21 protein-coding genes are annotated in these 25,017 nt (G+C 54.2%); 14 read left to right on the forward strand and 7 right to left on the reverse strand.

The window, feature by feature from the left end:
• Positions 1–122: 122 nt before the first annotated feature.
• The 3 genes from NSU18_RS25685 to dnaI all read left to right on the forward strand — a co-directional run bounded on the left by NSU18_RS25685 (position 123) and on the right by dnaI (position 3,137).
• On the forward strand, positions 123–419 hold the full coding sequence (locus tag NSU18_RS25685; RefSeq protein ID WP_025707684.1) for a YuiB family protein: 297 nt from the start codon (positions 123–125) through the stop codon (positions 417–419).
• Between the two features lie 189 nt (positions 420–608).
• Positions 609–2,159 carry a helicase DnaB gene (locus tag NSU18_RS25690; RefSeq protein ID WP_341150378.1) on the forward strand — a complete coding sequence of 517 codons (1,551 nt, stop codon included), beginning with the start codon at positions 609–611 and terminating at the stop codon, positions 2,157–2,159.
• A gap of 18 nt (positions 2,160–2,177) precedes the next feature.
• A complete protein-coding gene (dnaI, locus tag NSU18_RS25695; RefSeq protein ID WP_341016919.1) occupies positions 2,178–3,137 on the forward strand; it encodes a primosomal protein DnaI in 960 nt (319 codons plus the stop codon).
• A 157-nt stretch (positions 3,138–3,294) separates the two neighbouring features.
• Here the strand turns inward: dnaI and NSU18_RS25700 are convergent, their stop codons facing one another.
• Both NSU18_RS25700 and NSU18_RS25705 read right to left on the reverse strand, forming a co-directional pair.
• Positions 3,295–4,668, reverse strand: a complete 1,374-nt coding sequence (locus tag NSU18_RS25700; protein ID WP_341150379.1) for a glycoside hydrolase family 43 protein — start codon at positions 4,666–4,668, stop codon at positions 3,295–3,297.
• Between the two features lie 206 nt (positions 4,669–4,874).
• A complete protein-coding gene (locus NSU18_RS25705; protein ID WP_341150380.1) occupies positions 4,875–5,036 on the reverse strand; it encodes a YqzM family protein in 162 nt (53 codons plus the stop codon).
• A 483-nt stretch (positions 5,037–5,519) separates the two neighbouring features.
• Here NSU18_RS25705 and trxA point away from each other — a divergent pair, with 483 nt between their 5' ends.
• From trxA to NSU18_RS25735, 6 genes are all read left to right on the forward strand, one after another.
• Entirely contained in the window at positions 5,520–5,837 is a 318-nt protein-coding gene (gene trxA, locus NSU18_RS25710) for a thioredoxin (RefSeq protein ID WP_036701616.1), read from the forward strand.
• A gap of 177 nt (positions 5,838–6,014) precedes the next feature.
• Positions 6,015–8,138, forward strand: a complete 2,124-nt coding sequence (gene uvrC / locus NSU18_RS25715) for an excinuclease ABC subunit UvrC (RefSeq protein ID WP_341016924.1) — start codon at positions 6,015–6,017, stop codon at positions 8,136–8,138.
• A 589-nt stretch (positions 8,139–8,727) separates the two neighbouring features.
• Complete coding sequence (locus tag NSU18_RS25720) at positions 8,728–9,960, forward strand: IS110 family transposase (protein WP_341148273.1); 1,233 nt, start codon at positions 8,728–8,730, stop codon at positions 9,958–9,960.
• A 373-nt stretch (positions 9,961–10,333) separates the two neighbouring features.
• A complete protein-coding gene (locus tag NSU18_RS25725) occupies positions 10,334–11,566 on the forward strand; it encodes an IS110 family transposase (RefSeq protein WP_341148273.1) in 1,233 nt (410 codons plus the stop codon).
• Positions 11,567–11,749: 183 nt separating this feature from the next.
• Entirely contained in the window at positions 11,750–12,028 is a 279-nt protein-coding gene (locus tag NSU18_RS25730) for a hypothetical protein (protein ID WP_341150381.1), read from the forward strand.
• Between the two features lie 370 nt (positions 12,029–12,398).
• Positions 12,399–16,973 carry a galactose-binding domain-containing protein gene (locus NSU18_RS25735; protein WP_341150382.1) on the forward strand — a complete coding sequence of 1,525 codons (4,575 nt, stop codon included), beginning with the start codon at positions 12,399–12,401 and terminating at the stop codon, positions 16,971–16,973.
• Between the two features lie 56 nt (positions 16,974–17,029).
• Here NSU18_RS25735 and NSU18_RS25740 read toward each other — a convergent pair whose 3' ends face one another.
• A complete protein-coding gene (locus NSU18_RS25740) occupies positions 17,030–17,170 on the reverse strand; it encodes a hypothetical protein (RefSeq protein WP_341150383.1) in 141 nt (46 codons plus the stop codon).
• Between the two features lie 36 nt (positions 17,171–17,206).
• Here NSU18_RS25740 and NSU18_RS25745 point away from each other — a divergent pair, with 36 nt between their 5' ends.
• From NSU18_RS25745 to NSU18_RS25755, 3 genes are read left to right on the forward strand one after another with little or no spacing between them, the layout of a single operon-like run.
• Positions 17,207–17,356, forward strand: coding sequence for a hypothetical protein (locus NSU18_RS25745; protein ID WP_341150384.1), 150 nt, complete (start codon positions 17,207–17,209; stop codon positions 17,354–17,356).
• 5 nt (positions 17,357–17,361) lie between these two features.
• Positions 17,362–17,610, forward strand: a complete 249-nt coding sequence (locus NSU18_RS25750) for a hypothetical protein (protein ID WP_341150385.1) — start codon at positions 17,362–17,364, stop codon at positions 17,608–17,610.
• A 2-nt stretch (positions 17,611–17,612) separates the two neighbouring features.
• On the forward strand, positions 17,613–18,098 hold the full coding sequence (locus tag NSU18_RS25755) for a sensor histidine kinase (protein ID WP_341151102.1): 486 nt from the start codon (positions 17,613–17,615) through the stop codon (positions 18,096–18,098).
• Positions 18,099–18,156: 58 nt separating this feature from the next.
• On the opposite strand, the gene NSU18_RS25760 is transcribed toward NSU18_RS25755, so the two are convergent.
• The 4 genes from NSU18_RS25760 to NSU18_RS25775 all read right to left on the reverse strand — a co-directional run bounded on the left by NSU18_RS25760 (position 18,157) and on the right by NSU18_RS25775 (position 22,618).
• The gene (locus NSU18_RS25760; RefSeq protein ID WP_341016930.1) at positions 18,157–19,860 is read right to left on the reverse strand and encodes a CPBP family intramembrane glutamic endopeptidase; all 1,704 of its coding nucleotides are present in this window, start codon (positions 19,858–19,860) and stop codon (positions 18,157–18,159) included.
• Between the two features lie 76 nt (positions 19,861–19,936).
• The gene (locus tag NSU18_RS25765; protein ID WP_341016931.1) at positions 19,937–21,505 is read right to left on the reverse strand and encodes a hypothetical protein; all 1,569 of its coding nucleotides are present in this window, start codon (positions 21,503–21,505) and stop codon (positions 19,937–19,939) included.
• Positions 21,502–22,233 carry an ABC transporter ATP-binding protein gene (locus NSU18_RS25770; protein ID WP_341016932.1) on the reverse strand — a complete coding sequence of 244 codons (732 nt, stop codon included), beginning with the start codon at positions 22,231–22,233 and terminating at the stop codon, positions 21,502–21,504. Before NSU18_RS25770 ends, NSU18_RS25765 begins: the two co-directional genes overlap by 4 nt.
• A 4-nt stretch (positions 22,234–22,237) precedes the next feature.
• Positions 22,238–22,618 (reverse strand): GntR family transcriptional regulator, encoded by a 381-nt coding sequence (locus NSU18_RS25775; RefSeq protein ID WP_341016933.1) that lies wholly within the window; start codon positions 22,616–22,618, stop codon positions 22,238–22,240.
• 255 nt (positions 22,619–22,873) lie between these two features.
• Between NSU18_RS25775 and NSU18_RS25780 the strand changes: the two genes are divergently transcribed.
• Both NSU18_RS25780 and NSU18_RS25785 read left to right on the forward strand, forming a co-directional pair.
• Positions 22,874–24,244 (forward strand): TrkH family potassium uptake protein, encoded by a 1,371-nt coding sequence (locus tag NSU18_RS25780; protein ID WP_341016934.1) that lies wholly within the window; start codon positions 22,874–22,876, stop codon positions 24,242–24,244.
• Positions 24,245–24,256: 12 nt separating this feature from the next.
• Positions 24,257–24,925, forward strand: a complete 669-nt coding sequence (locus NSU18_RS25785; protein ID WP_341016935.1) for a potassium channel family protein — start codon at positions 24,257–24,259, stop codon at positions 24,923–24,925.
• Positions 24,926–25,017: the final 92 nt, after the last annotated feature.

Below are 25,017 nucleotides of genomic sequence, written 5' to 3' on the forward strand. Positions count from 1 at the left end.
TCACGCTTATTCCGGTATTTAGCGCGATAATGTTCATTGCTTCGCTACATTTTTTCTAGTAAACTTACTATTATATAAGCTTGAGTGTGCGGTTCTTTATAGAGAGAGGGGATGGCGGTACGATGGGATTTATTCCGGTGTTTGTTCTGGCCGTTTTATTCTTTGTGATGATGTTCGGCATTGGCTTCATTCTTAACATGCTGATGAAGACTACCTGGTTCCCTGCCTATCTGTTCGTCATTGTTATTCTTCCGGTGGTGGTCTATTCCATCTGGGACCGGAGCGCGATGTCCCTATGGGAGCACCTCTCTACCTTCCACATCGTGGATTATCTTACCGGGATCGCCGGTCTTGCCGGAGCGGTGCTGAGCGGCTGGACGATTCAGAAGCTGAGGCTGGGCGGATACAAAATGTTCTAAGCGCTGCCTGAAGGGCGCTACAACAAGTAACGGCTAATCTCCTGTAAAGGGGGGAGCCGTTTTTTTGCTTTTTCCGCCAGAAGTGCCAAGGATTCATCTTTATTTTACATTTCCGGCCGGGTGTTTTGTGATAGAATAGAAATCTATATGAATTCGTATATCGTATAGAAGAGGGGGAGGTATCCGCAGATGCGTATGAGCAACCTGCATCATTTCACTGAACATCATCGGTACTGCGTGTCCCGCGAATTCGGTCTAAGCCAGCTGGACGGACGGATGCTGGGCTCTGTTTATCAGCCAATGGTAGGCGCGTTCGCCATCAGCCTGTACAGATTGCTGTTCGAGCATATTCCGGCTGAATCTATCGGTTATTCCGGTGTGGAGCAGCAGCGCAGGCTCTTTATGACCCTGGGCGTTGAACCTAACGAGAAGGGCCGTAAATATATGGTAGACCAGGCTTCCCGGCTGGAAGCGGTGGGCCTGCTGCAGACCTGCCGGCTGTATGCCGCGGAGAACGATGATTATATGTACGAGTACGAGCTAATGCCGCCGCTGTCGCCGGCTGATTTTTTTGCAACCCAGCATCTGACGCTGCTGCTCCGGGATAAGATCGGCAAGTTCGCTGTGCTGTCGCTGCGCGAGCAGTTCTGGCACCGGGAACCCGAGGAATGGAGCGGGCGGTCGATGGGAAAAGAGAATATTTCACTGCCCTTTTATGATATTTTTGAGCTGAATACCCATGTGATCGACTATGAGCTGGAGCAGGCCCTGGCCGAGGTAGCCTCCGTGCGTCAGCCTGGCACCACCCAAGACGCTGAGCCGAATATAGCCTACAGCGATATTATTCTGCGCTTCCCGCGTGAATCGGTGAACCGTGCGCATGTCGAGAAGCTGCGCTTTGACCATAATCAGATGGGCGTCATTAATTATGTGGCCCGCAAATACGAGCTTGGCCCGCAGGATGTATGCCGCCTGCTGGATGAGGATGATGTCTTCACGCCGGACGGAGAGGTGATTCTGGATACGCTGCAATACAAGGCGAGCCAGCATTTCCGTCAGGATATGAAGCGCCAGGAGAAAAGAGAGATTGCCGCCGCCAAGGTGGTGTCGTTGCGCTCCGCCGCTGAGGAAGAGAATGATCCCACCGCAGTGCCGGTGGAGCAGGCTGTCGAAATGGAGTTCTATGTAGAAGTGCCTCCGCAATTTCTGTCCAAATGCGACATTCACCAATATAATATGATGCTGCGCAACGAGCCTTATACACGGTTGTTGCAGACGTTCTTCCCCGGGGCGGTTCCGGGCCAGCTGATGGATATCTTCGAGAAGATTGATTTGAACTATAAGCTCAGCGGCGAAGTGATCAATGTGCTGATCCATTATCTGATGACGATGGTGGCTTCCGGCGGCGATCAGCGGATGAACCGCAACTTCGTGGAGGCGATTGCCTCCAATATGCTGGTGAAGCAGGTGAATACTTACGAGAAGGCCGTGCGCTATATCCGCGACCAGTCCAAGGTGAAGGGCAAGGGGGCGGCCTCCGCCTCCTCCGGCACAGGCACTGCTGGAACACGCCAGCGTTCCTATACGAAGAGCGGCGGGCGGTCCGGCAAGCAGGAGATTCCGATTGTGCTTGATGACGGCAGTGCCGGAACCGTATCGGAAGAGGAATTCGCGGCGATGATGAAGAAAGCGGCCGAGATCAAGGCCAGCAAGAAAAAAGGCGTTCTGAGGACGCCCTGAAGAAAGTGAGGTGCAGCGATGGAGTCCATGGGCGAAGTGCTGCGTTCGATGAACAACCCTGCTCTGCGCCAGCGCTCCCGTGACCTGGAGCAGACCCTGCTGAACCATCCCCTGGTCAAGGAGCTTCAGGCGGAGCATCCCGAGCTGGACGAGTCCCGGCTGCGGCTGCACTTGAGCCGTCTGTACCAGTATGTCGAGGAGGACCGGCACTGTAAGAACTGCCCCGGCCTGGCGAATTGCCCGAATGATTTCCAGGGGCATTACAGCAAGCTGTCGGTGGAGACGGTGAACGGTGTAACGGATTTGTATGAACGCAAGACGCCGTGCAAGCTGAAGATTGCACAGGATAATCAGGATAATGTCCGCAAGCGGATCCGCAGCTTCTATGTGGATGAACGGGTGCTGAACGGCGGATATGATGAGATGGATATTATGGGCAAGGACCCCCGGCGGGCCTCAGCCGTGAACAAGATATTTGACTATATAGCAGCTGTGCGGGCAGAGGGCCTGACTTCGCGGGGCATTTATCTGCAGGGCAGCTTCGGCACCGGCAAAACCTTCCTGATGTGCTATCTGCTCCATGAGCTGGCGATCTCGGGCTACAGCGGCGTGATTGTCTACATGCCGGATTTCATCGAGGAACTGAAGCTGATCATGATGGACAACCAGAAGCTGAAGGAAATGGTCGATACGATGAAGAACTGTGATCTGCTCATCTTCGATGACATCGGAGCGGAGAATCTCAATCCCTGGGCGCGTGACCATGTACTCGGAGCGATCCTGAACTACCGGATGAACCGCAAGCCGACCTTCTACACCTCGAATTATCCGCTGGACGGGCTGGAGAAGCATCTCAGCATCACCAGCAAGGACGGGGAAGAGGTCTACAAGGGCCAGCGGCTGATGGACCGGATCGCCCCGTTCGTTGAGGTGATTCCGCTGCATGGAGAGAACCAGCGGGGCAAGGCCAGAGGCTGAGTTTTTAATAATATAAAAAAGGGACCCTGCATCTGAGCGGGGTCCCTTTTTTGCAGATTTATATGTTTTACGCTATAAATTATCCTTCTATTTCTCGCTGAAACGTTCCCGTCTCTTTAAAAAAACGGCAATGCCGTTTCCACTGGTATGCTTAGATTCAGCTGGCGCTGAATTTCCACCAATTGATATTGAACAGGTATCCGCTGCCGCCCGTGAATTTCAGGTAGAGGTCATGAGTGCCGCTTGCTCCGCTGACTGTGCAGGTCTTGGTTACCCAGCTCTGCCAGCCTCCGGTATTCTGAACCGCACAGGTGCCGACCAGGGTTCCGGTTGGACTGTCCAGCCGCAGTTCGATAGTACCGCCGCTGCCTGCTGACGCTACCCGGGCCTCGAAGCCGGAAGCTCCGGCGCCGAAGTTCACATTTTTGATTTTGAGATAATCGCCATGATCGATGAAGCCGACATTTATTCCCCCGTCCGTATCCGAGGTGGTCTCGGTCTCTACCCCGGCTGCCCATGCGCTGGTCTCGGCTTGTGTTCTGACATAGGGGTTAAGAGTGGCGATGGGCTGCGGCCCGGCGGTTGTCATGTTGATGACCGGGAAGCTTCCGTCCGCGTTGTAGGTGAATTGCTCGACCCCCACTGACCGGGTGAAGCCGCCCCCTCCAGGCAAGGCCCCATTATGATAAAAGAAATAGGAGCGCCCTTTGAAGTCGATGATGCCGGGATGATTCGTGAAGCTGCCGCCCTGGGTGGGCATAATGATCCCTCTGTACTTCCACGGTCCGGTCGGTGAAGAGCTGGTGGAATAAGCGATATTCTCAGGAATGCCGCTTGCGGCGTAGACCATGTAGTATAAGCTGCCGCGCTTGTAGAACCAGGGCCCTTCTTCGTAGAGGGTTGGTCTGTCAGCATTGCCGTTTCGCACCCCGAAGCTGTCTGTGGTCATGGGCACCTGCACAATACCTGTGCTCTGGTTGTAGGAGATCATATCCGGGTTCAGCTTCACATATTTCAGTGTAGGGTTCCCCCAGTAGAGATAAGCCTGGCCGTCACTGTCCACATATACCGTTGGATCAATGTCGCCCCAGCTGCTGGAGACGAGCGGCCCTCCGATAGCGTCCACGAACGGGCCGGTTGGGCTGCTGGAGACGGCTACGCCGATGGCGGGCCGTCCGAGCGAAGTGCTTTTGGCGGTGACATAAAAGTAGAACTTGCCGTTGCGCTCAATAACCTGGCTGGCCCAAGCTTCTCCGCTCGACCAGCTGAACGCCTTGTAGGATAGCGGTGACCCGTGATCTGTCCAGTTCGCCATGTCCTTGGAAGAGTAGACCCTCCAATCATTCATCGTATAGTAGGTCGAGTTGTCTTCGTCATGTCCGGTGTACAGGTAGACCGTATCATTGTATACCAGCGGGGCCGGGTCTGCCGTGTAGATGGTCTGTACAACAGGGTTGTCAGCGAACGATACCGGGGAATACAGCGCCGATGCCAACAAGCCTGCAGCAGCAAGGCTGACAAGCTTTTTCATTCTTTTTTCCTCCTCCAAATAGGTATAAGAGCGCTTTCGCATACAGAGTAACACGGCTCCTGTGAAACAAAAATGTGTTTTCTTTTTATTAAATTGTAAATTTATGTTATTATTAATGATTCGTGATAAAACGCAACCTGAACGCAAAAAAATCCGGCATCCTGCCCTGACGCGGGCGAAGAATACCGGACACTGCGCTTAAGCAGCTATTCGGACAAATACTTGATGATTACCATTCCGAAGAAGACCACGGTCATGAAGCCGGTCATTCCGAAGAAACCGACCATAAGATCACCGAGATCGTTGCGGGGCTCCTCATTAATATGCTCCCGCGGGTCACGGACCTGTGCGTTGACATTGACGTCCATTCGCTTCTTCCTCCTTGCTGTTGCATGACTGCGTGAAGTGGGTTACAGTTATACATGTGAGAGAAGTCATTGACAATTAATGCGCTTTCTTCAAGTATACGAAGATGCAGGGAAGATGTAAAGATAATAAGGGTGATTTAATGATACATATAAGACCTATGGAACCGCAGGAGGCGGCCGTCCGGTTATATGACAGACTCGGGTTTCAGTTTCACGGAATTTCTGGAACCTCCTGGACGATGAAGCTGGATATTACAAATTAATTTTATACAATATAATTTTTTAAAATATATAACAAATGCATTGTATTTATGTTATACTGAGGATGTGTCGGTAAATGATAATCTGGTTATCATATTACATGAAGCATTTTATCCCGCTATGATTTCGGAGTAAATTCTGCGGACTTGGCTCAGGCTATAGAAGCGGAGGTTATTTCGTACAGCTTAGGCTCACAAAACTTATCTAAGGAGGAACAATATCATGGCTATCGTGAACGTGTCTGACCAATCCTTCGTGAATGAAGTGGAAGGTCAAGGTACTGTAGTAGTAGATTTCTGGGCACCTTGGTGCGGCCCTTGCAAAATGCTTGCCCCTATTCTCGAGGAATTGTCTACCGAGCTGGGTGACGATGTGAAGATCGCTAAATTGAACGTGGATGAGAATCCTGAGACAGCTTCCCGTTTTGGAGTAATGAGTATTCCCACTCTGATCTTCTTCAAAGACGGCCAGCCTGTGGACAAAGTCGTAGGACTGAACTCCAAGGATTCCCTTAAGAATATCGTAGCTAAGCACCAATAATTGATATAACCTGCTGTAACCGGGGCCTTACGGCCCCTTCAGACAAAGCGCCTTCGGTACTCCGGGGGCGCTTTGTCTGTCGATAGAAACGGGTGTTCTATATTAAGGCTTGAATGTGTAGTACATTCTATTCTAAACTTACCTTATAACCGTGTAGTAACAGGTGGGGGAGAACTTATGGATTATATGGATAATATCCGCAACAAGCTTGCGCTGCTGCCTGATCTGCCCGGCTGCTATCTGATGAAGAATCAAGAGGGCACGATCATCTATGTCGGCAAGGCCAAGGTGCTGAAGAACCGGGTGCGCTCTTATTTTACCGGCAGCCACAACGGGAAGACGCAGCGGCTGGTTGCCAATATTGTTGATTTCGAATATATCGTGACATCGAGTAATATGGAAGCACTCATTCTGGAGTGCAATCTGATCAAGAAGCATATGCCGCGTTACAATGTGCTGCTGAAGGATGATAAGACCTTTCCTTATCTGAAAATCACCAACGAAGCCCATCCGCGCCTGGAGGTTACCCGCCGGGTGCTGAAAGATAAAGCTAAATATTTCGGACCGTATCCGAACAGCTACGCCGCCCAGCAGACCAAGAAGCTGCTCGACCGGATGTACCCGCTGCGTAAGTGCGGGGTGATGCCGAAGGAGGTCTGCCTGTACTATCACATGGGCCAGTGCCTTGCGCCGTGCGAGAAGGAAGTGCCGAAGTCGGCCTACGAGGAGATTATACAGAATATCTCTTCCTTCCTAGGGGGCGGACATGATGCGGTGAAGAAGGACTTGCAGAAGAAGATGCAGGAGGCCGCCGAGGAGCTGTATTTCGAGCGGGCCAAGGAGCTGCGCGACCAGATACAACACATCGACGCCGTCATGGAGAAGCAGAAGATCAATACGGCTGACACCAAGGACCGTGACGTGTTCGGCTATGCGGTGGACAAGGGCTGGATGTGTGTGCAAATCCTCTACATGCGGCAGGGGAAAATGATTCAGCGCCACTCGTCGGCTTTTCCGTTCTACGGGGAGGCGTACAGTGACTTCATGTCTTATGTGACGCAGTATTACAGCGATAATCCCGCACTGCCGCAGGAAATCCTGCTGCCGGATATGGCAAGCGCCGGAATGCTTCCGCCGGAAGGGGGAGGCGTGTCTGGCCAGGAAAGCGGTGTGCAGGCAGCCGGTGTGATGCCGAGCGGCCAGGCGCTGATGGCGGCCTTGGGCGCAGAGGATGAGTCGGAGGCCGGGGAGCAGACCGGTGAGACGAAGGCCGGTGAGACGAAGGCCGGGGAGCAGACCGGTGAGACGGGAATTTCAGTGGAGGCCCTTGCGGGTGCTCTGGCTGCGGCAGAAATGCTGCAAAAGCAATCGGAGCAAGAGGCGGCTGAAGCTGTGCAGGGGCTGACAGAGCAGGAGGCGGCAGCTGAAGGGACCGTGGATGCGGCCGGAGGCGCAGCCGCTCTGCAGGAGTGGCTGGGCATCAAGGTACTGGTGCCGCAGCGCGGGCTGAAGAAGCAGATGATCGGCATGGCCTGCCAGAACAGCCGGGTTGCGCTGAATGAGAAATTCCGCCTGATCGAGCGGGACGAAGAGCGTACCTCCGGGGCGGCCAGCAGTTTGGGGCAGAGCCTGGGGCTGGACTCGCTGAACCGGATCGAAGCGTTCGATAACTCGAATATTCAGGGGGCCAATCCGGTCTCGGCCATGGTGGTCTTCATCGACGGTAAGCCTGCCCGCAAAGAGTACCGTAAGTATAAGGTCCGCACCGTACAGGGGCCGGATGATTATGAGACGATGCGCGAGGTGATCCGGCGGCGTTATGAACGGGTGCTGAAGGAGAATCTGCCGCAGCCGGATCTGATCGTAGTCGATGGAGGGAAGGGCCAGATCTCTTCGGCGATCGATATTCTGCAGAATGAGCTGGGATTGTTCATTCCCGTCTGCGGTCTGGTCAAGGATGACAAGCACAGAACCGCCCAGCTGCTGGTCGGCGACTCCGCCGAGCCGGTCTCGCTCGCGCGAGACAGCCAGGAGTTCTACCTGCTGCAGCGTATCCAGGATGAGGTTCATCGATTCGCCATTACGTTCCACCGGGAGCAGCGCGGCAAATCGATGGTCACCTCGAAGCTGGATTCGATTCCGGGCATTGGGGATAAGCGCCGTAAGCTGCTGCTGAAGCATTTCGGGTCGCTTAAGAAGATCAAGGAAGCCTCCATCGAGGACTTCAAGGTGCTGTCCATCGGCGAGAAGCTGGCCGGTCAGATTCTGGAGGCGCTCAATGATGAGGAGTCGTCAATATAGATAGGCTAGAACGGTAACGAAATGGTAACCGGCCCACATAGGGCCGGCTTTTTTTGGGTTTGGGTAGGCAGTGAAGGTACCCCTGGAAGGCAAAGGGAGGGCCAAATGTATGGGGAAAACCGAACACAATTGGAGTTACGGAGGCGCGCGGGCCAAATGTATGTGAAAAACCGAACACAATTGGAGTTGCGGGGGCGCGCGGGCCAAATGTATGCGAAAAACCGAACACAATTGGAGTTACGGAGGCGCGCGGGCCAAATGTATGCGAAGAACCGAACACAATTGGAGTTACGGCGGCGCGCGGGCCAAATGTATGCGAAAAACAGGCATGACAAGACAGAGACCTTGTCACCCCCAGGAATGAAAATAAGTGGGTGGCATCCGTCGCATCCATTCTAAAAGAGGCTGTAGTCGTCAACACTACATATACAAATCAAAGGGCGGAAACGGTTACTGGGATACACCCCGTGCGAAAAACTGTTCTATTGCGCTTTTCGAGCATCGCCTATTGTAGCCCCCAAAAGTACGTGTATTAAATTACACTCACTCGAGCGCATGATTTGTAAGCTGACGATGGAGGATGATTGGAATGGATGCTGTACGTATGTGTTGCGCCGGTCTGGACGTGCACCAGGAAACCGTTGTGGCCTGCGTGTTGAAAGGACCGATCGAACAGAAACCCCAATGTCACCTGAAAACCTTTGGGACGACAACCAAAGAATTGCTAGGCCTGCAAGATTGGCTGAGTGAACAAGGCTGTCGGGAGGTGGTGATGGAGAGTACGGGCGTGTTATGGAAACCGGTATGGAACATCTTAGAGGGCAGTTGTGATCTGGTCTTGGCCAACGCCCAGCGGGTAAAGAATACGCCGGGTCGAAAAAGTGACATGCAAGATGCGCGCTGGTTAGCGCAATTGCACCGTTGCGGGCTCATTGAAGGCAGTATGGTGCCCGAACAAGACATCCGGGATTTGCGAGACTTGACCCGTTACCGGAGTAAGATGGTGCAGGCGGTGACGGCGGAGAAAAACCGCATTCACAAAATCCTGCAGGATGCCAACATTAAGCTAACCACCTTTATGTCCGATCTATATGGGGTTTCGGGACGGGGCCTGCTCCAGAAGATCATGGACGGCGAGGTCATCGACGAAGGGACCGTTAAAAACCTGGTCAAAACCCGTTTGAAAAAGAAAGTTCCGCAGTTGCTAGACGCGCTCAATGGCAAGTTGCGCCGTCATCACCGCGAGATGATTCGAGACCACTGGGACCACTTGGTCTATTTGGAGAAAAGGATCACGGAGCTGGAAGCTCGAATCGAGGCGAAGGCAGAACCGTACCTGGAGGTGATTGAACAAATTGACTCCATTCCAGGAATTGAGCGGACGTCTGCCGTGACCATCTTTGCCGAAGTGGGGCCGCATGTCGCGGAAATGTTCCCGAGTGATGCGCAGTTTGCATCATGGGCGGGGGTGTGTCCAGGGAACAACGAAAGCGCGGGAAAGCGAAGAAAGTCAAAAACGATGCAAGGGAACAAGCATCTGAAAGGGGCCTTGTGTCAGGCGGCTTGGGCGAACTCTCGCTCCTCGAACCGGATCGGCCAATTTTTTCGACGAATACGTAAGAGAAGAGGCGATAAAAAAGCAAACGTCGCCACCGCGCATTTGCTGATTCGAATCCTCCATGCCCTGATGCGGGAGAAGAGGTCATACCAAGAAATAGACGTCTCACTAGGCGATGAGACGTCCAAGAAAAACACGTTAGATAGGTACGTGAACTATATCCAGCAGTTAGGATATAGCGTGCAATTAAATCCTATCCAATAGTCTTCCCTTTTTCAAAAAAAACGAAACGTTTTTTTGGGGCGGTGGGTCTTTTTTTGTCAAAACCCGTTCTGCTGCGCATTTTCCGGTACTTTTATTTTCGTATTAAACAGGCATGACAAGACAGAGACCTTGTCACCCCCAGGAATGAAAATAAGTGGGTGGCATCCGTCGCATCCATTCTAAAAGAGGCTGTAGTCGTCAACACTACATATACAAATCAAAGGGCGGAAACGGTTACTGGGATACACCCCGTGCGAAAAACTGTTCTATTGCGCTTTTCGAGCATCGCCTATTGTAGCCCCCAAAAGTACGTGTATTAAATTACACTCACTCGAGCGCATGATTTGTAAGCTGACGATGGAGGATGATTGGAATGGATGCTGTACGTATGTGTTGCGCCGGTCTGGACGTGCACCAGGAAACCGTTGTGGCCTGCGTGTTGAAAGGACCGATCGAACAGAAACCCCAATGTCACCTGAAAACCTTTGGGACGACAACCAAAGAATTGCTAGGCCTGCAAGATTGGCTGAGTGAACAAGGCTGTCGGGAGGTGGTGATGGAGAGTACGGGCGTGTTATGGAAACCGGTATGGAACATCTTAGAGGGCAGTTGTGATCTGGTCTTGGCCAACGCCCAGCGGGTAAAGAATACGCCGGGTCGAAAAAGTGACATGCAAGATGCGCGCTGGTTAGCGCAATTGCACCGTTGCGGGCTCATTGAAGGCAGTATGGTGCCCGAACAAGACATCCGGGATTTGCGAGACTTGACCCGTTACCGGAGTAAGATGGTGCAGGCGGTGACGGCGGAGAAAAACCGCATTCACAAAATCCTGCAGGATGCCAACATTAAGCTAACCACCTTTATGTCCGATCTATATGGGGTTTCGGGACGGGGCCTGCTCCAGAAGATCATGGACGGCGAGGTCATCGACGAAGGGACCGTTAAAAACCTGGTCAAAACCCGTTTGAAAAAGAAAGTTCCGCAGTTGCTAGACGCGCTCAATGGCAAGTTGCGCCGTCATCACCGCGAGATGATTCGAGACCACTGGGACCACTTGGTCTATTTGGAGAAAAGGATCACGGAGCTGGAAGCTCGAATCGAGGCGAAGGCAGAACCGTACCTGGAGGTGATTGAACAAATTGACTCCATTCCAGGAATTGAGCGGACGTCTGCCGTGACCATCTTTGCCGAAGTGGGGCCGCATGTCGCGGAAATGTTCCCGAGTGATGCGCAGTTTGCATCATGGGCGGGGGTGTGTCCAGGGAACAACGAAAGCGCGGGAAAGCGAAGAAAGTCAAAAACGATGCAAGGGAACAAGCATCTGAAAGGGGCCTTGTGTCAGGCGGCTTGGGCGAACTCTCGCTCCTCGAACCGGATCGGCCAATTTTTTCGACGAATACGTAAGAGAAGAGGCGATAAAAAAGCAAACGTCGCCACCGCGCATTTGCTGATTCGAATCCTCCATGCCCTGATGCGGGAGAAGAGGTCATACCAAGAAATAGACGTCTCACTAGGCGATGAGACGTCCAAGAAAAACACGTTAGATAGGTACGTGAACTATATCCAGCAGTTAGGATATAGCGTGCAATTAAATCCTATCCAATAGTCTTCCCTTTTTCAAAAAAAACGAAACGTTTTTTTGGGGCGGTGGGTCTTTTTTTGTCAAAACCCGTTCTGCTGCGCATTTTCCGGTACTTTTATTTTCGTATTAAACCGAACACAATTGGAGTTACGGCGGCGGCGCGATCCAAATGTATGCCAAAAACCGAACATAATCGGAGTTACGGCGGTGTGCGAGCACAATGTAATCGAAAAACCGATTACAATGCGCCGGGTGGTCGTGTGCGGACCAAATGTAATCGAAAAACCGATTACAATGCGCCGGGTGGTCGTGTGCGAACCAAATGTAATCGAAAAACCGATTACAATGCGCCGGATGGTGGTGTGCAAACCAAATGTAATCGAAAAACCGATTACAATGCGCCGGGTGGTCGTGTGCGAACCAAATGTAATCGAAAAACCGATTACAATGCGCCGGATGGTGCTGTGTAGGCCAATGGGCGTGTAGGAGCGTGGGCGGAAGGTACATAGTAGACTGAACACGATGAGTTGCTGCATAATTAACTTAATCTTTACTTTCTGCATAAAATCGTTGATTTGTGCAATTGCAACCGGTTTCGGTAAAGGGTACGCTTATTATGGATACTTATTATGAATCTATGAAAGCGTTTGTGTAAAAGGTCAAGACTTCTAGAAGCAGGGTAAGGGGGGGCTGATGAGGACTCTGGGTAAAGGACTCCTGGACAGGGACTCCAGGATAAGTACTCCCGGAAATGAACTCCGAGCAAAGAGCTCCGGAAAAAGCCAGGTGTACAGCGAGAAAGCCAGATTTACCGGCTGAAGAGCTGCAATTCAATCGTAAAGAGGAGGACTAAGGAATGGCATATTCAAAAACAGTAAGACGCAGTAAGGGAATGAGCGGGACCGCTCTTGTCCTGAGCATCATCATGCTGCTGAGTGTCGTGCTGACGCTTCCGCCCGGGCGGGCACATGCTGCGGACTCATATCTGCTCTCCAAAGACCGGCCGGCGTATGCCTCGGGCACGGAGGGTAATAATACCCCGGATTTGGCGGTGGACGGCAATGCGGGTTCAAGGTGGAGCAGCTCATGGGGGACGGACCCGAACTGGATTTATGTAGATCTCGGGGCAACCGCAACCGTAGACCGTGTGGTGCTCCGCTGGGAAGGGGCTTACGCCAAGGCTTACAAAATCCAGGTATCCTCTGACGAATTGACGTGGAGCGATATCTACTCCACAACTACAGGTGATGGCGGTGTAGATGAGCTCACGCTCAGTGGCACTGGCCGGTATGTCCGGGTATTTGCCACGGAGCGAATCCTGATGCAATACGGCATCTCCCTCTATGAGTTCGAGGTATATGGTACCGGCGGCGTAAATCCTCCTCCGGTGGTTCTGGGGCCAAATGTGGCCTTGAACAAGCCCGCGACGGCTTCATCCTATCAGGTGGCCGACTATCTGCCTCCCGGCTCGACCCTGCCGGAGCTGGCGGTGGACGGTAACCTGAACACACGCTGGTCCTCCAACGCTACCGATAATGAATGGATTAGTGTTGACCTCGGCAGCATACGCACGCTGGGCCGGGTGATTATTAACTGGGAAGCAGCCGCCGGCCGGATCTATGATATTCAGGTTTCGGATAACGGAACCTCATGGACTACGGTATACCGGGAGCTTCACGGCGACGGAGGCACCCTTAATCTCCCCGTCTATGCCAGCGGCCGCTATCTGCGGATGAAGGGCATCAGCAGAGCCACCTCCTTCGGTTACTCGATCTTTGAATTCCAGGCCTACGATTATGTGGCAGGCGATTCGAAGCCGGTCTATAACATTCCGGCCTTGCCGGAGCTGACTACTGTGGCCGTAGGCCAGGGCAGCCATGCGGCGAATGATCTCTCGGTTCCCCAGCCCAAATATCCGCTGTATAAATCGGATACGTTGACTGCGCCGCTGCCTTCCAATGACTGGTGGCAATCCATCATGATTAATCAGCTTGGCAACGGCATTATCACGCTTCCGCTCAAATCGAAATATACCAAGCAGGGCCTAAGCATTCTGAATCCGGGCGCAGGCTACTTAATCACTGACGGCAAGGCGCAGGAAGCGGCGGGAAGCCCGGACCTGTTCCTGATGGCCGGCAACATTAATACTTCAGGGATGTCGAACCGGATTACCGGTTACGGCGACTGGTCGGCGACAGCTGTATTAAGCGATGGCGCTGCGGAGAAGATGAAGACTACTTTCGTCAAAGGCTCGCCTTATCTCTATTCACAATTCAGCGATCCGTCCAGTCCTGAGGTGTATCTGCCGGCAGGGGCACGCTTCTTCAATGAGAGCAATACAACGGTTCTGGCTGCTGACGGTGACACCTTGACCGCAGACCATATCGGCATTGCAGTAACCAATTCCAACGGGGCGCCAACGCCTGTAATGGTGACCAGACACTATGGGCTGTATGCTCCGGCCGGTACAACCTTCAAGCGGGTCGGCGCCAAGCTCAAAATCCAGCTCGGCGGAGGCCAGAATTACCTGTCCCTGTCGGCACTTCCGGCACCGTCCAATCTGAATTATTTCTACCAGCACGGCTACGCTTTCGTGACGGACACCAAGGTGGCCTATACCTTCAACGAGACGACTTCGGATGTCACAACTACCTTCAACGCGGTAACAGAACTCAAGCGTTCGGGCTTCCCGAATACCGCGCTGATGGCACAGCTTCCCCACCAGTGGAAGGTTACCACAACACCGCTGACTGCCGTCTCCTTCCCGTCCATCCGCGGAACGATGAAGGTGACAGAGGGCAATTCGTTTGCCACTACGGATAAATTCTATGGTATTGTGCCGCAGTTCACCGAGCCGGGCGATTCCACCTATTCCCGTCAGGATCTGCTTGATTACCTGGCGCTGCTGGATACGGATACCGCCACCAATCTGATGCAGGCCGATGCGTACTGGCAGGGCAAGAAGCTGCATCCGCTGGCCATGGGCGTGCTGATCGCCGATCAGATCGGGAATGAGAGCTACAAGAATCTGTTCCTCTCCCGGATGAAGGCAGTGCTTACAGACTGGTATACGTACACCTCGGGTGAACCCGATTATTATTTCGACTACAACTCCGACTGGGGAACACTGATCTATAAGCACAGCGAGTTCGGTGCGAACTCCGGCATCACGGATCATCATTTCACGTATGGCTATTATGTTTTTGCCTCCGCCGTGCTTGCCACCTACGATACCGACTTCAGGAACAAATTCAGCGGGATGGTCGATGAGCTGATCCGGGATTATGCCAATCCCTCGAAGAGCGATCCGAAATATCCTTACTTCCGCAACTTCGACCTGTATGAAGGTCATTCATGGGCCGGCGGTTATGCCGACAATGACAGCGGCAATAACCAGGAGGCGGCCGGAGAATCGCTGTTCGGCTGGGTCGGCCAGTATATGTGGAGCACACTGACCGGCAACACAGCCTTCCGCGATGCGTCCATTATGGGCTTCACGACGGAGCTAAGAGCGGTGCAGCAGTACTGGTTCAACTACGACCAGGATAACTGGCTGCCGGGCTATACGCATAAAACGGTGGGACAGATTTACGGGAGTTCCAATTTCTTCGGCACCTTTTTTAACGGGAATCCGGTGTATGTCTACGGCATTCACTGGCTGCCTACAGCAGAGTATTTGACCAGCTACGGGTTCGATACGGCCAAGGCGGCCGGATTATACAGCGGATTCGTGGCCGATAACGGCGGGCCGGAACCGGACTGGTATCATATTGTCTGGCCGATTCAGGCGCTGAGCGATCCGCAGGCGGTACTGAATAAATGGAATCCGGCACTGCCGCAGCAGAACGAATTGTTCAACACGTACTGGTTCGTGCACAATATGGCCACGCTTGGATCACGCACCAAGGACATTTGGGCAGAGAACGGATACAGTGCAACGGTGTATAAAAAAGGCTCGGACTACCGCGCGCTGGTCTGGAATCCGACGAAAGCGGCCATAACCGTTACGTTCCGCAATAGCGGAGGGGTTACAGGCTCAGCTCTGGTCGAGGCCCGGAAGCTGGTGAAGGTGGACCCGACAAAGGTAACCACAGATACGCTGCTCACTCCGCCTGCCCTGACAGCCGATACCACCGATAATGCAGCCGGGCAGCTGATTGAGCTGACGTTCACGGAGAATGCGGCCTGGAGAAATGCAATCACTGCGGTGAAGGTGGATGGAACTGTAGCGGCAGCGACGAATTATACCGTGACAGCCGGTAAAATCACACTGAACACCGCGCTGTTCCCCGCAGCGAAGACTTACACGGTTACAGTAACAGCAGACGGATACACCGATACTTCGGTGCAGCAAGTGATCACTGGCGGAACAACACCGTCCGGAAACCTTGCGCTGAACAAGGCGGTTACCGCTTCGGAGAATCTGAAGCAGCCTGCTGCCCTAGCTGTGGACGGAAATGCGGGCACCCGCTGGGAATCGGACTTTAGTGATCCGCAGTGGATTCAGGTTGACCTAGGCTCTGCCCAGACGGTCAGCCGTGTGCTGCTGAACTGGGAGGGCGCGTACGCCAAGGCCTATACCATCGAGACATCGGCAGACGGAACGAACTGGGCAACGGTCTATGCGACAACAACCGGAGACGGGGATATCGATGACATTAGCTTCACTCCAGTCAGCGCGCGGTATGTGAAGGTGAACGGCACAGAGCGCGGTACGCCGTACGGGTATTCCTTATGGGAGCTGGAGGTGTACGGCAGCGGCAGCGCTGTAACACCGCTTACTCCGCCTGCCCTAACAGCCGATATCACCGGGAACGCAGCCGGCCAGCCGATTGAGCTGACATTCACGGAGAATGCGGCCTGGAGAAATGCAATCACTGCAATGAAGGTGGATGGAACTGTAGCGGCAGCGACGAATTATACCGTGGCAGCCGGTAAAATCACACTGAACACCGCGCTGTTCCCCGCAGCGAAGACTTACACGGTTACAGTAACAGCAGACGGATACACCGATACTTCGGTGCAGCAAGTGATTACTGGCGGAACAACACCGTCCGGAAACCTTGCGCTGAACAAAGCGGTTACTGCTGCGGAGAATCCGAAGCAGCCTGCTGCCCTAGCTGTGGACGGAAATGCAGGCACCCGCTGGGAATCGGACTTTAGTGATCCGCAGTGGATTCAGGTTGACCTAGGCTCTGCCCAGACGGTCAGCCGTGTGCTGCTGAACTGGGAGGGCGCGTACGCCAAGGCCTATACCATCGAGACATCGGCAGACGGAACGAACTGGGCAACGGTCTATGCGACAACAACCGGAGACGGGGATATCGATGACATTAGCTTCACTCCAGTCAGCGCGCGGTATGTGAAGGTGAACGGGACGGAGCGCGGCACACAATACGGCTATTCTCTATGGGAAATGTCAGTCTATTAATGAACAGGTCTGTGGCACTCTTGTTCTTGCTGGTTCTGGGCAGTCTTAGTGCCTGCTCAGACAGGCTCCCGGAGAAGCCGGGGGCTCTCCACGGCAAGCAGCACCGCTAACGCCAGTACCACCGGCAATGCTGATACCGCTAACCGCAGGGATGCCGCAGACAGCAGCAGTTCCGGCATCCGCTGCCTGCGGGCCATCCTTCAGCCGCCCCCCTCTCAGAGCTGGCCGCCAAGGTGAAGCCGGTCCGGTTCTCCGTCTTTGTGAACTATGACTGGTATACCGCGCCGGATTGGGAGAGCGGACCACATAGCTGCTGGATCACCGATCATCTGAAGGTTACGCTTCTGCCGGTACCTCAGGCGAGGCGGCCGCCCAGAAGCTGAACGCGATGATTGTCTCGGATCAGCTTCCCGATGTACTGGTTATGGATCGCGGCAAAGATGTGGAACGGCTGCAGAAGGCGGGCGAGCTGGTGGCCCTGGACTCTTATCTGGAGCAATATCCTGAATTCGTCCAGACGGTCGGCGAGAAGACGCTGAACATGCTGCGCAGTGAAGACGGCAGGCTGTACCAGATCTTGGGGAGATTGATAAGCTGCATGAGGTCATCCGCTCGCTGGCCCGGTTCTACCGGCTGACGCTGCACCGGGGAGAGATGCTTATTCCGGTGGAACAGGAGCTGCAGATTGCAAAGTCGTATCTCGATATTCAGCGGATCAAGAATGCGGACCGGATTCATGTCGCCTATGCGATTGCACCGGAGGTGCTGGAGAGCGAGGGCGTGAAATTTATTCTGCAGCCGTTTGTAGAGAATGCGCTGGAGCACGCCTGGTATGACGATGATATCTCACTGATTATCCGTGCTTATAGGGAAGAGGAGGATGTGGTCTTCGAGGTGGAGGACAACGGGCTCGGAATGAAGGAGGAGCTGATCGGGCAGATCCTTGAGCCTGCGGGCCAGGGCATCGGCTACGGCATCCGTAACGTGGACCAGCGGATCAAGCTGCAGTACGGCAGACCGTATGGTGTAGCTATTCATAGCTCGCTGGGTGAAGGAACGCTGATCTGGCTCCGTTTTTCCTGCCGCCCGTATCGTTCTCTGATGGAAGAGGCACAACAGCTATAGCTATACAACAGCAGCGGCTGCGCTATCCCGGAGGAGGAAGCGCAGCCGCTGTATGTGCTTATTGACTATGGACCGGCTCCGCCGGATCAGGCTTACGTGGAGGGTTGAAGCGGTACACCAGATAACCGACAATGAACGGCAGGATGATCGTGACGATACCGGCTCCGATATTCACCGTATCCTTCATGAAGATCAGCGTTGCCCCCATCAGGATGCTGTCGAATACGACATGGCTGAACATCGCGGCGATGAACCCGTACCGGATGAAAATATAGCTGAACAGCAGACCGATCACCGTCAACTCAATCGGCCGGGAGATGACCGGATAGATCGGATAGAGCGTATGTCCAAGCGCCCAGATCAGGGTCGTGATCAGTGAAGCGATAAGTGTATTCTTGACCAGCTTCTTCAGCATCTGAATCCCGAACAGCCGGTAGACCGCCTCTTCCGAGAGGCCGGCCAGCCAGGCGACAATCGGCAGCAGCCAGGCATATTTCATATTGTAAGGCGACTGGCTGGCGTCTGTGGTGGACCAGTTATCCAGCGTATAGGACAGAATAATGAACATGACGGTCTGCACGCCAAGCAGAATGAAGGCCCAGATATAACCTGCCTGGATACTCTTCAGTACATAGCGGCCGTAGCCGGGCTCGGAGGCCCGGGGCCAAGGATTCAGCTTCTCCTCGGAGCGCCACAAGCCGTCCCCTCCGACCAGAGAGAAGTAGAGCAGGAGCGACATCAGCAGGCTGTACAGAACATAGATGATGAACATGACTACGGCTGTAACTCTTGCCTCAGCGCTGCCGCTGCCGGATTCAGACACTACATTGTAGCTGCTGACCATCATGATCAGGAAATGAACGGAGCTCAGGAATATTCCGCGCTTCCAGGAAGTATGCTTCCTGCGCAGAATGCCGTAGATCAGTGCCAGGAGACCTAGCAACAGAGTCGGCAAGCCATAGCCGTACAAGGTCAGCTTCTTGGCCAGCGAGGTCTGTCCGTCCACATAAGTGTCATGCCAGGCAGGAGCCGAGAATCCGGCGCGGAAGTACGAGACCTCACCGTTGAGATAATTGAATTGGTACCTAAGCGGTAATTCACCTATAGTGACGGAGCTGTCGGAATAGACAAGACCGTAGCCGTCAAGGTTAGCCTCAATCTTCAGCTTGGCGGGATTGGCCCCCCAGAGCTTCAGCCAGGGAAGGGCGAGCCTCTCTTTTGCCTCCAGGCTCAGATCCGGTATGCTGCTTGCAGGATTGGCAGTACCGGTACGTTTGGTTGCAGCCGTGGGCCGCTCCCCGTAATTCAGCCCGGCCGCAGCATCGGCATCGGCACCAACGGCAAAGGCTACGGGCTCGCCGTTATACATATTGAGGTCGACTGCCAGCCGGGCTGCCGCCTCTCCGGACGTATAGAGCACCGCATGGTACACATCGAATGGATAACGCTGGTCGAGCTTATTCTTGGAATAGTCCGGGAGCAGCTTCTCGCGGGACATATAGCCGTAGAAGGAAGAGTCGGTCTTGTACAGGATCACCCATTCATCTCCGGCTGCGGCTTCGTAGCCGAGCTGTCCGGCGGCAAACGCGGCGGCTTTCTCCCGGATTTCACTTTTGCTGAGAATAGTTGTATCCCCATCTGAACTGGAGATGAGCTGGGGAGCGATCTGGAACATGACAAATAGAATGAGTCCGAGAATTCCGGCAAGGATAAGCTTGGCAGTAAGGGGCCGCTGGTGCAGGGGCTGGCCGACGGGATTCATGGAACGCCTCCTTGGTCTGAATTTATCTTGCTTTCTTGAAAAGCCGTACTATCCTCTTACGTGAAGATGGCCGGGCTTATGCCTGTTTCTTGGCCGCCTGCTCTTTATTTGTTCCCAGTGCCAGGTGAAAATACTTGGCGCCAGCCGCGGTGCAGCACATGGCAAGCGGGAGACCGATCAAGGCGGCGAGACCGGGGATGGTCCAGGACGGATAAGGGGCGCTGGCGAACTGCTCCGGGATCAGGTATTTGTTGATCTGGGGCAGGATGAGCAAGACGGCCATTATCACTACAAAGAGCAACGGTGCCAGTGTCTTGGATTTCATCAGGTAATAGATGCTTTGCAGCACACCCAGCCCCAGTGTCAAGGCCAGTGTGTAGACAACAAGGGAATACCACAGCCAGGATAGATATAGGCTGATGTGATATGGAGCGGGACTCCCGATAACCATTCTTGCCAAAATACCGACAAGCATGGAGCAGGCCAGCACAAGAAGGATACGCATGACCGTAACCCATACAGCGGCAACTCCAGAGAGCAGCAGACGCAGCCGGCTCTGGGGAAAGAGCAGCCACCAGGACAACTGCTTCTGTTCAAGGCTGCTCCGGGAAAGCATCCACAAGAACCCGAACATCACAGGAAGAGTAAAGGGAATTCCGATACATGTCAGGAATGCCTCAAGGTCGCTGGTTAAGAAATAAGCGGCAACCATCATAAGAACCGGAAGAGCGAGCTTCAATACCACTACACTCCTGTGCCTTTCCATGGAGTGGAGCCGGCTGGCATCCAGTCTGTATAAGCTCAGCAAGGGAGAAGGGCTGGTTGTAGATCGTGCAGAACGGACTATTCTCCGGGGCTGCGTAGAGCCGGAACGCAGGGGCGAGGCTCCAGATAGCCTGCTCTCCGGCTGCGGCAGCGAACGGAATCCCTTGCCGGCAATTACGGGCAACAGGAGATAGCAAGCGATTAGGTCGATAACAAGCAACGCCACGCTATATATTAGCATAAATTGCAGCGATACATACTCAGACCCGTAGAAGGCAGCGGCTGTAGTGGTATCATTCAGCAGGATGGCGGCGGTTATAGGTGCCAGCCAGAGCAGCGAATAAGGAACGGCAAGCAGCAGATTCAGAACCAGGCTGCGGATAGACATCAGCACACAGATCAGCAGGCCGCTCATGATGGCCAGAGGCAAGAGGGTGAGAATAAGCAAGCCGTAAGTTATCAATGTATAGATGAACCCGAAGGCGGACAGCGGCTCATACCGGCCGGACAGAACAGAGAGTCCGTAGAGCGCAGCGGCAGCAGTGAAGACGGGAACGGCTATTCTCAGACTGAGCTTCAGCAGGCTGAGCGCCTTGGCCTGCAGCAAAGTAAGACGCGGAGCCGGAAAAGTAAGGAACCAATCCTTGTGCCGCTGCCCGTAGAAGGTCAGCATATGTAAAGCGGATACACCCATCACAATGATCCACAGCAGCATCGCAGCCGTAAGGAACGGAGACTGCGCTGCGCTGCCGGAGAACGGGAAGAACAGACCGGCAGGCAGCAATACAGCCAGGAGTGCCAAGCAAGCCAGCAGCTCATGTACCTTCTTCAGACGATAGCGGCTATATTCCAGCTTCACAAGCGTCTTAAGCGCCGTCATGCGAACACTTCCCGGTAGCGTGACTCCACAGAATAGCCGGAGTGCCGCAGCTGATCCACATCATCAATTCCCTGAATCCGGCCGCCGCCGATCAGAATCAGCCGGTCAAAGAGCAGCTCCATTTCCCGGATATCATGGGTGGCAATCAGGAAGGTCCGCCCGCCGCCTGCCATCTCTCCTACCACAGCAGAGGCGATCACTTCTCTGGAGATCAGATCCACGCCGGTGAACGGCTCATCCAGAATAATTAGCGCTGCCTGACGGGAGAGGCAGGTTAAGAGCTGCAGCCGGGCTTCCTCGCCGCGGGACATGGTGGAGATTAGCGAGTCCGGTGTGACGGATAGGCTGAGCAGCAGCTCTGCGGCCTTGCCGCTGTCCCAGTCCGGGTAGATGCCCGCGGCGAAGCCCAGCCATTCCTGTACGGTCAGCCAGCCGGGCAGACTGCTGCGGTCAGGAAGCATGGAGAGCTCTCCGAGCCGCTCAACACCAGCGGGTCTCCCGTTAATGCTGACCGTGCCGGACCCTGCGGGGATCAGCCCGGATATAATCCGCAGCAGGGAGGACTTGCCTGCACCGTTGGGTCCAAGCAGGCCGGTGATACTGCCCTGGGGAATGTGGAAGCTGATGCCGTCCAGGATCACCCGGCTTTTAATCTCGAACCGTAAATCCTTGCACTCAACCGCAGCGGGAAGGGCGGGCGCTTCTTGTGCCGATCTATTCATATTCATTATTTCAATCCTCCTCATCGAATTGCAGCATTTGCCCGGCGGTAAGCCCGAGCGCAGCGGCAGTGTCCTTGAACTGCTGTACAGCCTGTCGGATGATTGCCTTGCGTGCATCCTTAATGACACTTTCCTCCCGGGTGACGAAGGTTCCCTGACCACGGTAGGTCACAATCAGCCCCATCCGCTCCAGCTCCTGGTACGTCCGGGCGGCAGTAGTGGGATTGACACCTCTGCCGGCTGCCAGGTCCCTGACAGAGGGTAAACGTGCTCCCGGTGGAATGATGCCGCTAACAATCCGTTCCCGGATAGCGCCAACAAACTGTTCATAGATCGGAAGTGACGGGTTAATCAGGAAGTGCTCCGGTAATAGCTCAAAGGTAGAATCCACCTGTGTCCTCCCTTCTATAACTCTCTTTATGGTGTGTGTGGATACTCGCCATACACTTTATGGACCAAGTGTACCACCAGTCACCATACAATTTCAAGCCATATTTTTGAAAAGCAGGACTTCATGTGCTTCTCAAGCTGTGTTTGCTTGGTTATAAAAATGAGTCTTTGTGAAGTTAGGCAATAACGTATATAATTTTGTATGCTTATCTGATACTGACCGATTCGTAACTTCTAAATAAGAAACCCTGAAAGGATGAGAAGTTTGGCGTCACCGTCTTCCAAGATCACCGGCCTCCGATTCCTGAAGCTGGCTCCTCCGCAAATTCTGGTGCTTAGCTTCGCTGCGGTCATCCTCATCGGCACACTGCTGCTTATGCTTCCGGTATCCAGCGTGCCCGGTCAGCCGCTCCGCTTCATGGACGCGCTGTTCACGGCCACCTCCGCCGCCTGTGTGACCGGGCTCGCAGTGGTGGATACCGGGACCCATCTTACCGGCTTCGGACAAGCGGTCATACTGGTGCTAATCCAGATCGGCGGGCTCGGATTCATGACGATGGCCACGCTGTTTGCGCTGGTGTTCAGACGCAGAATCTCACTGCGTGACCGGCTGATTCTTCAGGAAGCGATGAATCAGAGCTCGATGGAAGGGATTGTGCGGCTGATCCGCAAGGTGCTGCTCTATTCCCTGGTCATTGAAGCAGCGGGAGCACTTCTCCTGTCTATCCGCTGGGCGGTGGATATGCCATTTGGCCGCGCGGTCTATTACGGGGTGTTCCATGCGGTATCAATGTTCAATAACGCCGGATTTGATCTGTTCGGCGGGCATGATCACAGCTTAATCAGCTATGTCGGCGACCCGGTCATTAACCTGGTGGTGATGTCCCTGATCATCTCCGGGGGGATCGGCTTCATCGTCATCTCTGACCTGGCCGACTTCCGCCGTACCCGGCGGCTGTCGCTGCACAGCAAGGTGGTACTGTCGATGACGGCCGGACTGATTGTGACCGGAATGGTGGTCATCTTCATTTTTGAGTTCACCAATTCGCGGACCCTGGGACCGCTGAATCTCGGAAGCAAGCTATGGGCGTCCCTGTTCCAATCGGTAGCACCGCGTACGGCAGGAGCCAACACACTGGATATCACGGGCCTGCGTCAGGCCACGCAGTTCTTCATCGTGATCCTGATGTTCATCGGGGCATCCCCTGGCTCTACCGGCGGCGGCATCAAAACCACGACCTTCACGCTGATGATCGGAGCTGTAATCTCCATGCTGCGCGGCCGCGAAGACATCGTGCTGTTCCGTTACCGGCTGGCTCAGGAGCGCGTGTTCAAGGCACTGACCATCACGCTGCTGGCGCTGCTGCTGATCGTTACGGTCTCGATGATGCTCTCGACTACAGAGGGGCTGCCGTATCTGATGATTCTGTTCGAGACGATCTCGGCTTTTGCCAATGTTGGACTGAGTCTGGGACTGACCCCGGAGCTGACGCAGGTCGGCAAGGTTCTGATCTGCCTGACCATGTTCGCCGGACGGCTGGGACTGCTGACGCTGGCGTATGCGCTCGGTCCGAGACAGGGTAAACCATTATATAAATATCCGGAAGGCAAAATGATAATTGGATAGGGGAATCAAGTCATGAAACCACAGCAGTTTGTTGTAATCGGCCTGGGCCGCTTCGGCTCAAGTCTGGCGCTGGAGCTGATGTCCATGGGCTACGAGGTGCTCGGCATTGACCACCAGGAGGAGCGGGTGGAGGAGATGACCGGACGGCTAACGCATGCAGTCATGGCGGATGCTACGGATGAAGGGATTATGCGCTCGCTCGGAGTGCGTAATTTTGACTGCGGCATTGTGGCGATCGGCGATAATATGGAGCGGAGTATTCTGGCCGCGATTCTGCTGAAGGAGCTGGGTGTCAAGCAGGTGGTCGGCAAAGCCATCTCCATTCTGCACGGCCGCGCGCTGTCGAAGCTGGGGGTGGACCGGGTGATTTTCCCGGAGCGGGATATGGGTATCCGCGTGGCACACCAGCTGGTGACGCCGAATCTGCTTGATTATATTGAGATCTCCAAGGATTACAAGGTCGTTGAGTTGACGGTGCCTGCCTGCATGAACGGCAAAAGTCTCTCCGAGCTGAACACCCGCGCCAAATACGGCTGCAGCATCATTGCCCTGAACCGCGAGGATGGCATCATCGTAGCCCCGACCGCGCATGATTATGTGCATCAGGGGGATATCATGGTGGTGATCGGCTCCAACGACAGCATCGAGGAGTTCGAGGATGAAGCGGTGAATGTGGAGTAAACACTTCCTGTCAGCCAGCCTATCCCGATAAAAGAAAGCTATAAACGCCCGGATAGCCATACCTCCTGGCGTTTTTGCTGTTTCTGCGTAAG

It is taken from the genome of Paenibacillus sp. FSL H8-0048, assembly GCF_038002825.1.
Classification (GTDB): domain Bacteria; phylum Bacillota; class Bacilli; order Paenibacillales; family Paenibacillaceae; genus Paenibacillus_AQ.

Coding starts and splice junctions, on each gene's coding strand:
- NSU18_RS25685 (WP_025707684.1), top strand. CDS start 123: ATGGGATTTATTCCGGTGTTTGTTCTGGCCGTTTTATTCTTTGTGATG.
- NSU18_RS25690 (WP_341150378.1), top strand. CDS start 609: ATGCGTATGAGCAACCTGCATCATTTCACTGAACATCATCGGTACTGC.
- dnaI (WP_341016919.1), top strand. CDS start 2,178: ATGGAGTCCATGGGCGAAGTGCTGCGTTCGATGAACAACCCTGCTCTG.
- NSU18_RS25700 (WP_341150379.1), bottom strand. CDS start 4,668: ATGAAAAAGCTTGTCAGCCTTGCTGCTGCAGGCTTGTTGGCATCGGCG.
- NSU18_RS25705 (WP_341150380.1), bottom strand. CDS start 5,036: ATGGACGTCAATGTCAACGCACAGGTCCGTGACCCGCGGGAGCATATT.
- trxA (WP_036701616.1), top strand. CDS start 5,520: ATGGCTATCGTGAACGTGTCTGACCAATCCTTCGTGAATGAAGTGGAA.
- uvrC (WP_341016924.1), top strand. CDS start 6,015: ATGGATTATATGGATAATATCCGCAACAAGCTTGCGCTGCTGCCTGAT.
- NSU18_RS25720 (WP_341148273.1), top strand. CDS start 8,728: ATGGATGCTGTACGTATGTGTTGCGCCGGTCTGGACGTGCACCAGGAA.
- NSU18_RS25725 (WP_341148273.1), top strand. CDS start 10,334: ATGGATGCTGTACGTATGTGTTGCGCCGGTCTGGACGTGCACCAGGAA.
- NSU18_RS25735 (WP_341150382.1), top strand. CDS start 12,399: ATGGCATATTCAAAAACAGTAAGACGCAGTAAGGGAATGAGCGGGACC.
- NSU18_RS25740 (WP_341150383.1), bottom strand. CDS start 17,170: ATGGCCCGCAGGCAGCGGATGCCGGAACTGCTGCTGTCTGCGGCATCC.
- NSU18_RS25750 (WP_341150385.1), top strand. CDS start 17,362: ATGATTGTCTCGGATCAGCTTCCCGATGTACTGGTTATGGATCGCGGC.
- NSU18_RS25760 (WP_341016930.1), bottom strand. CDS start 19,860: ATGAATCCCGTCGGCCAGCCCCTGCACCAGCGGCCCCTTACTGCCAAG.
- NSU18_RS25765 (WP_341016931.1), bottom strand. CDS start 21,505: ATGACGGCGCTTAAGACGCTTGTGAAGCTGGAATATAGCCGCTATCGT.
- NSU18_RS25770 (WP_341016932.1), bottom strand. CDS start 22,233: ATGAATATGAATAGATCGGCACAAGAAGCGCCCGCCCTTCCCGCTGCG.
- NSU18_RS25780 (WP_341016934.1), top strand. CDS start 22,874: ATGAGAAGTTTGGCGTCACCGTCTTCCAAGATCACCGGCCTCCGATTC.
- NSU18_RS25785 (WP_341016935.1), top strand. CDS start 24,257: ATGAAACCACAGCAGTTTGTTGTAATCGGCCTGGGCCGCTTCGGCTCA.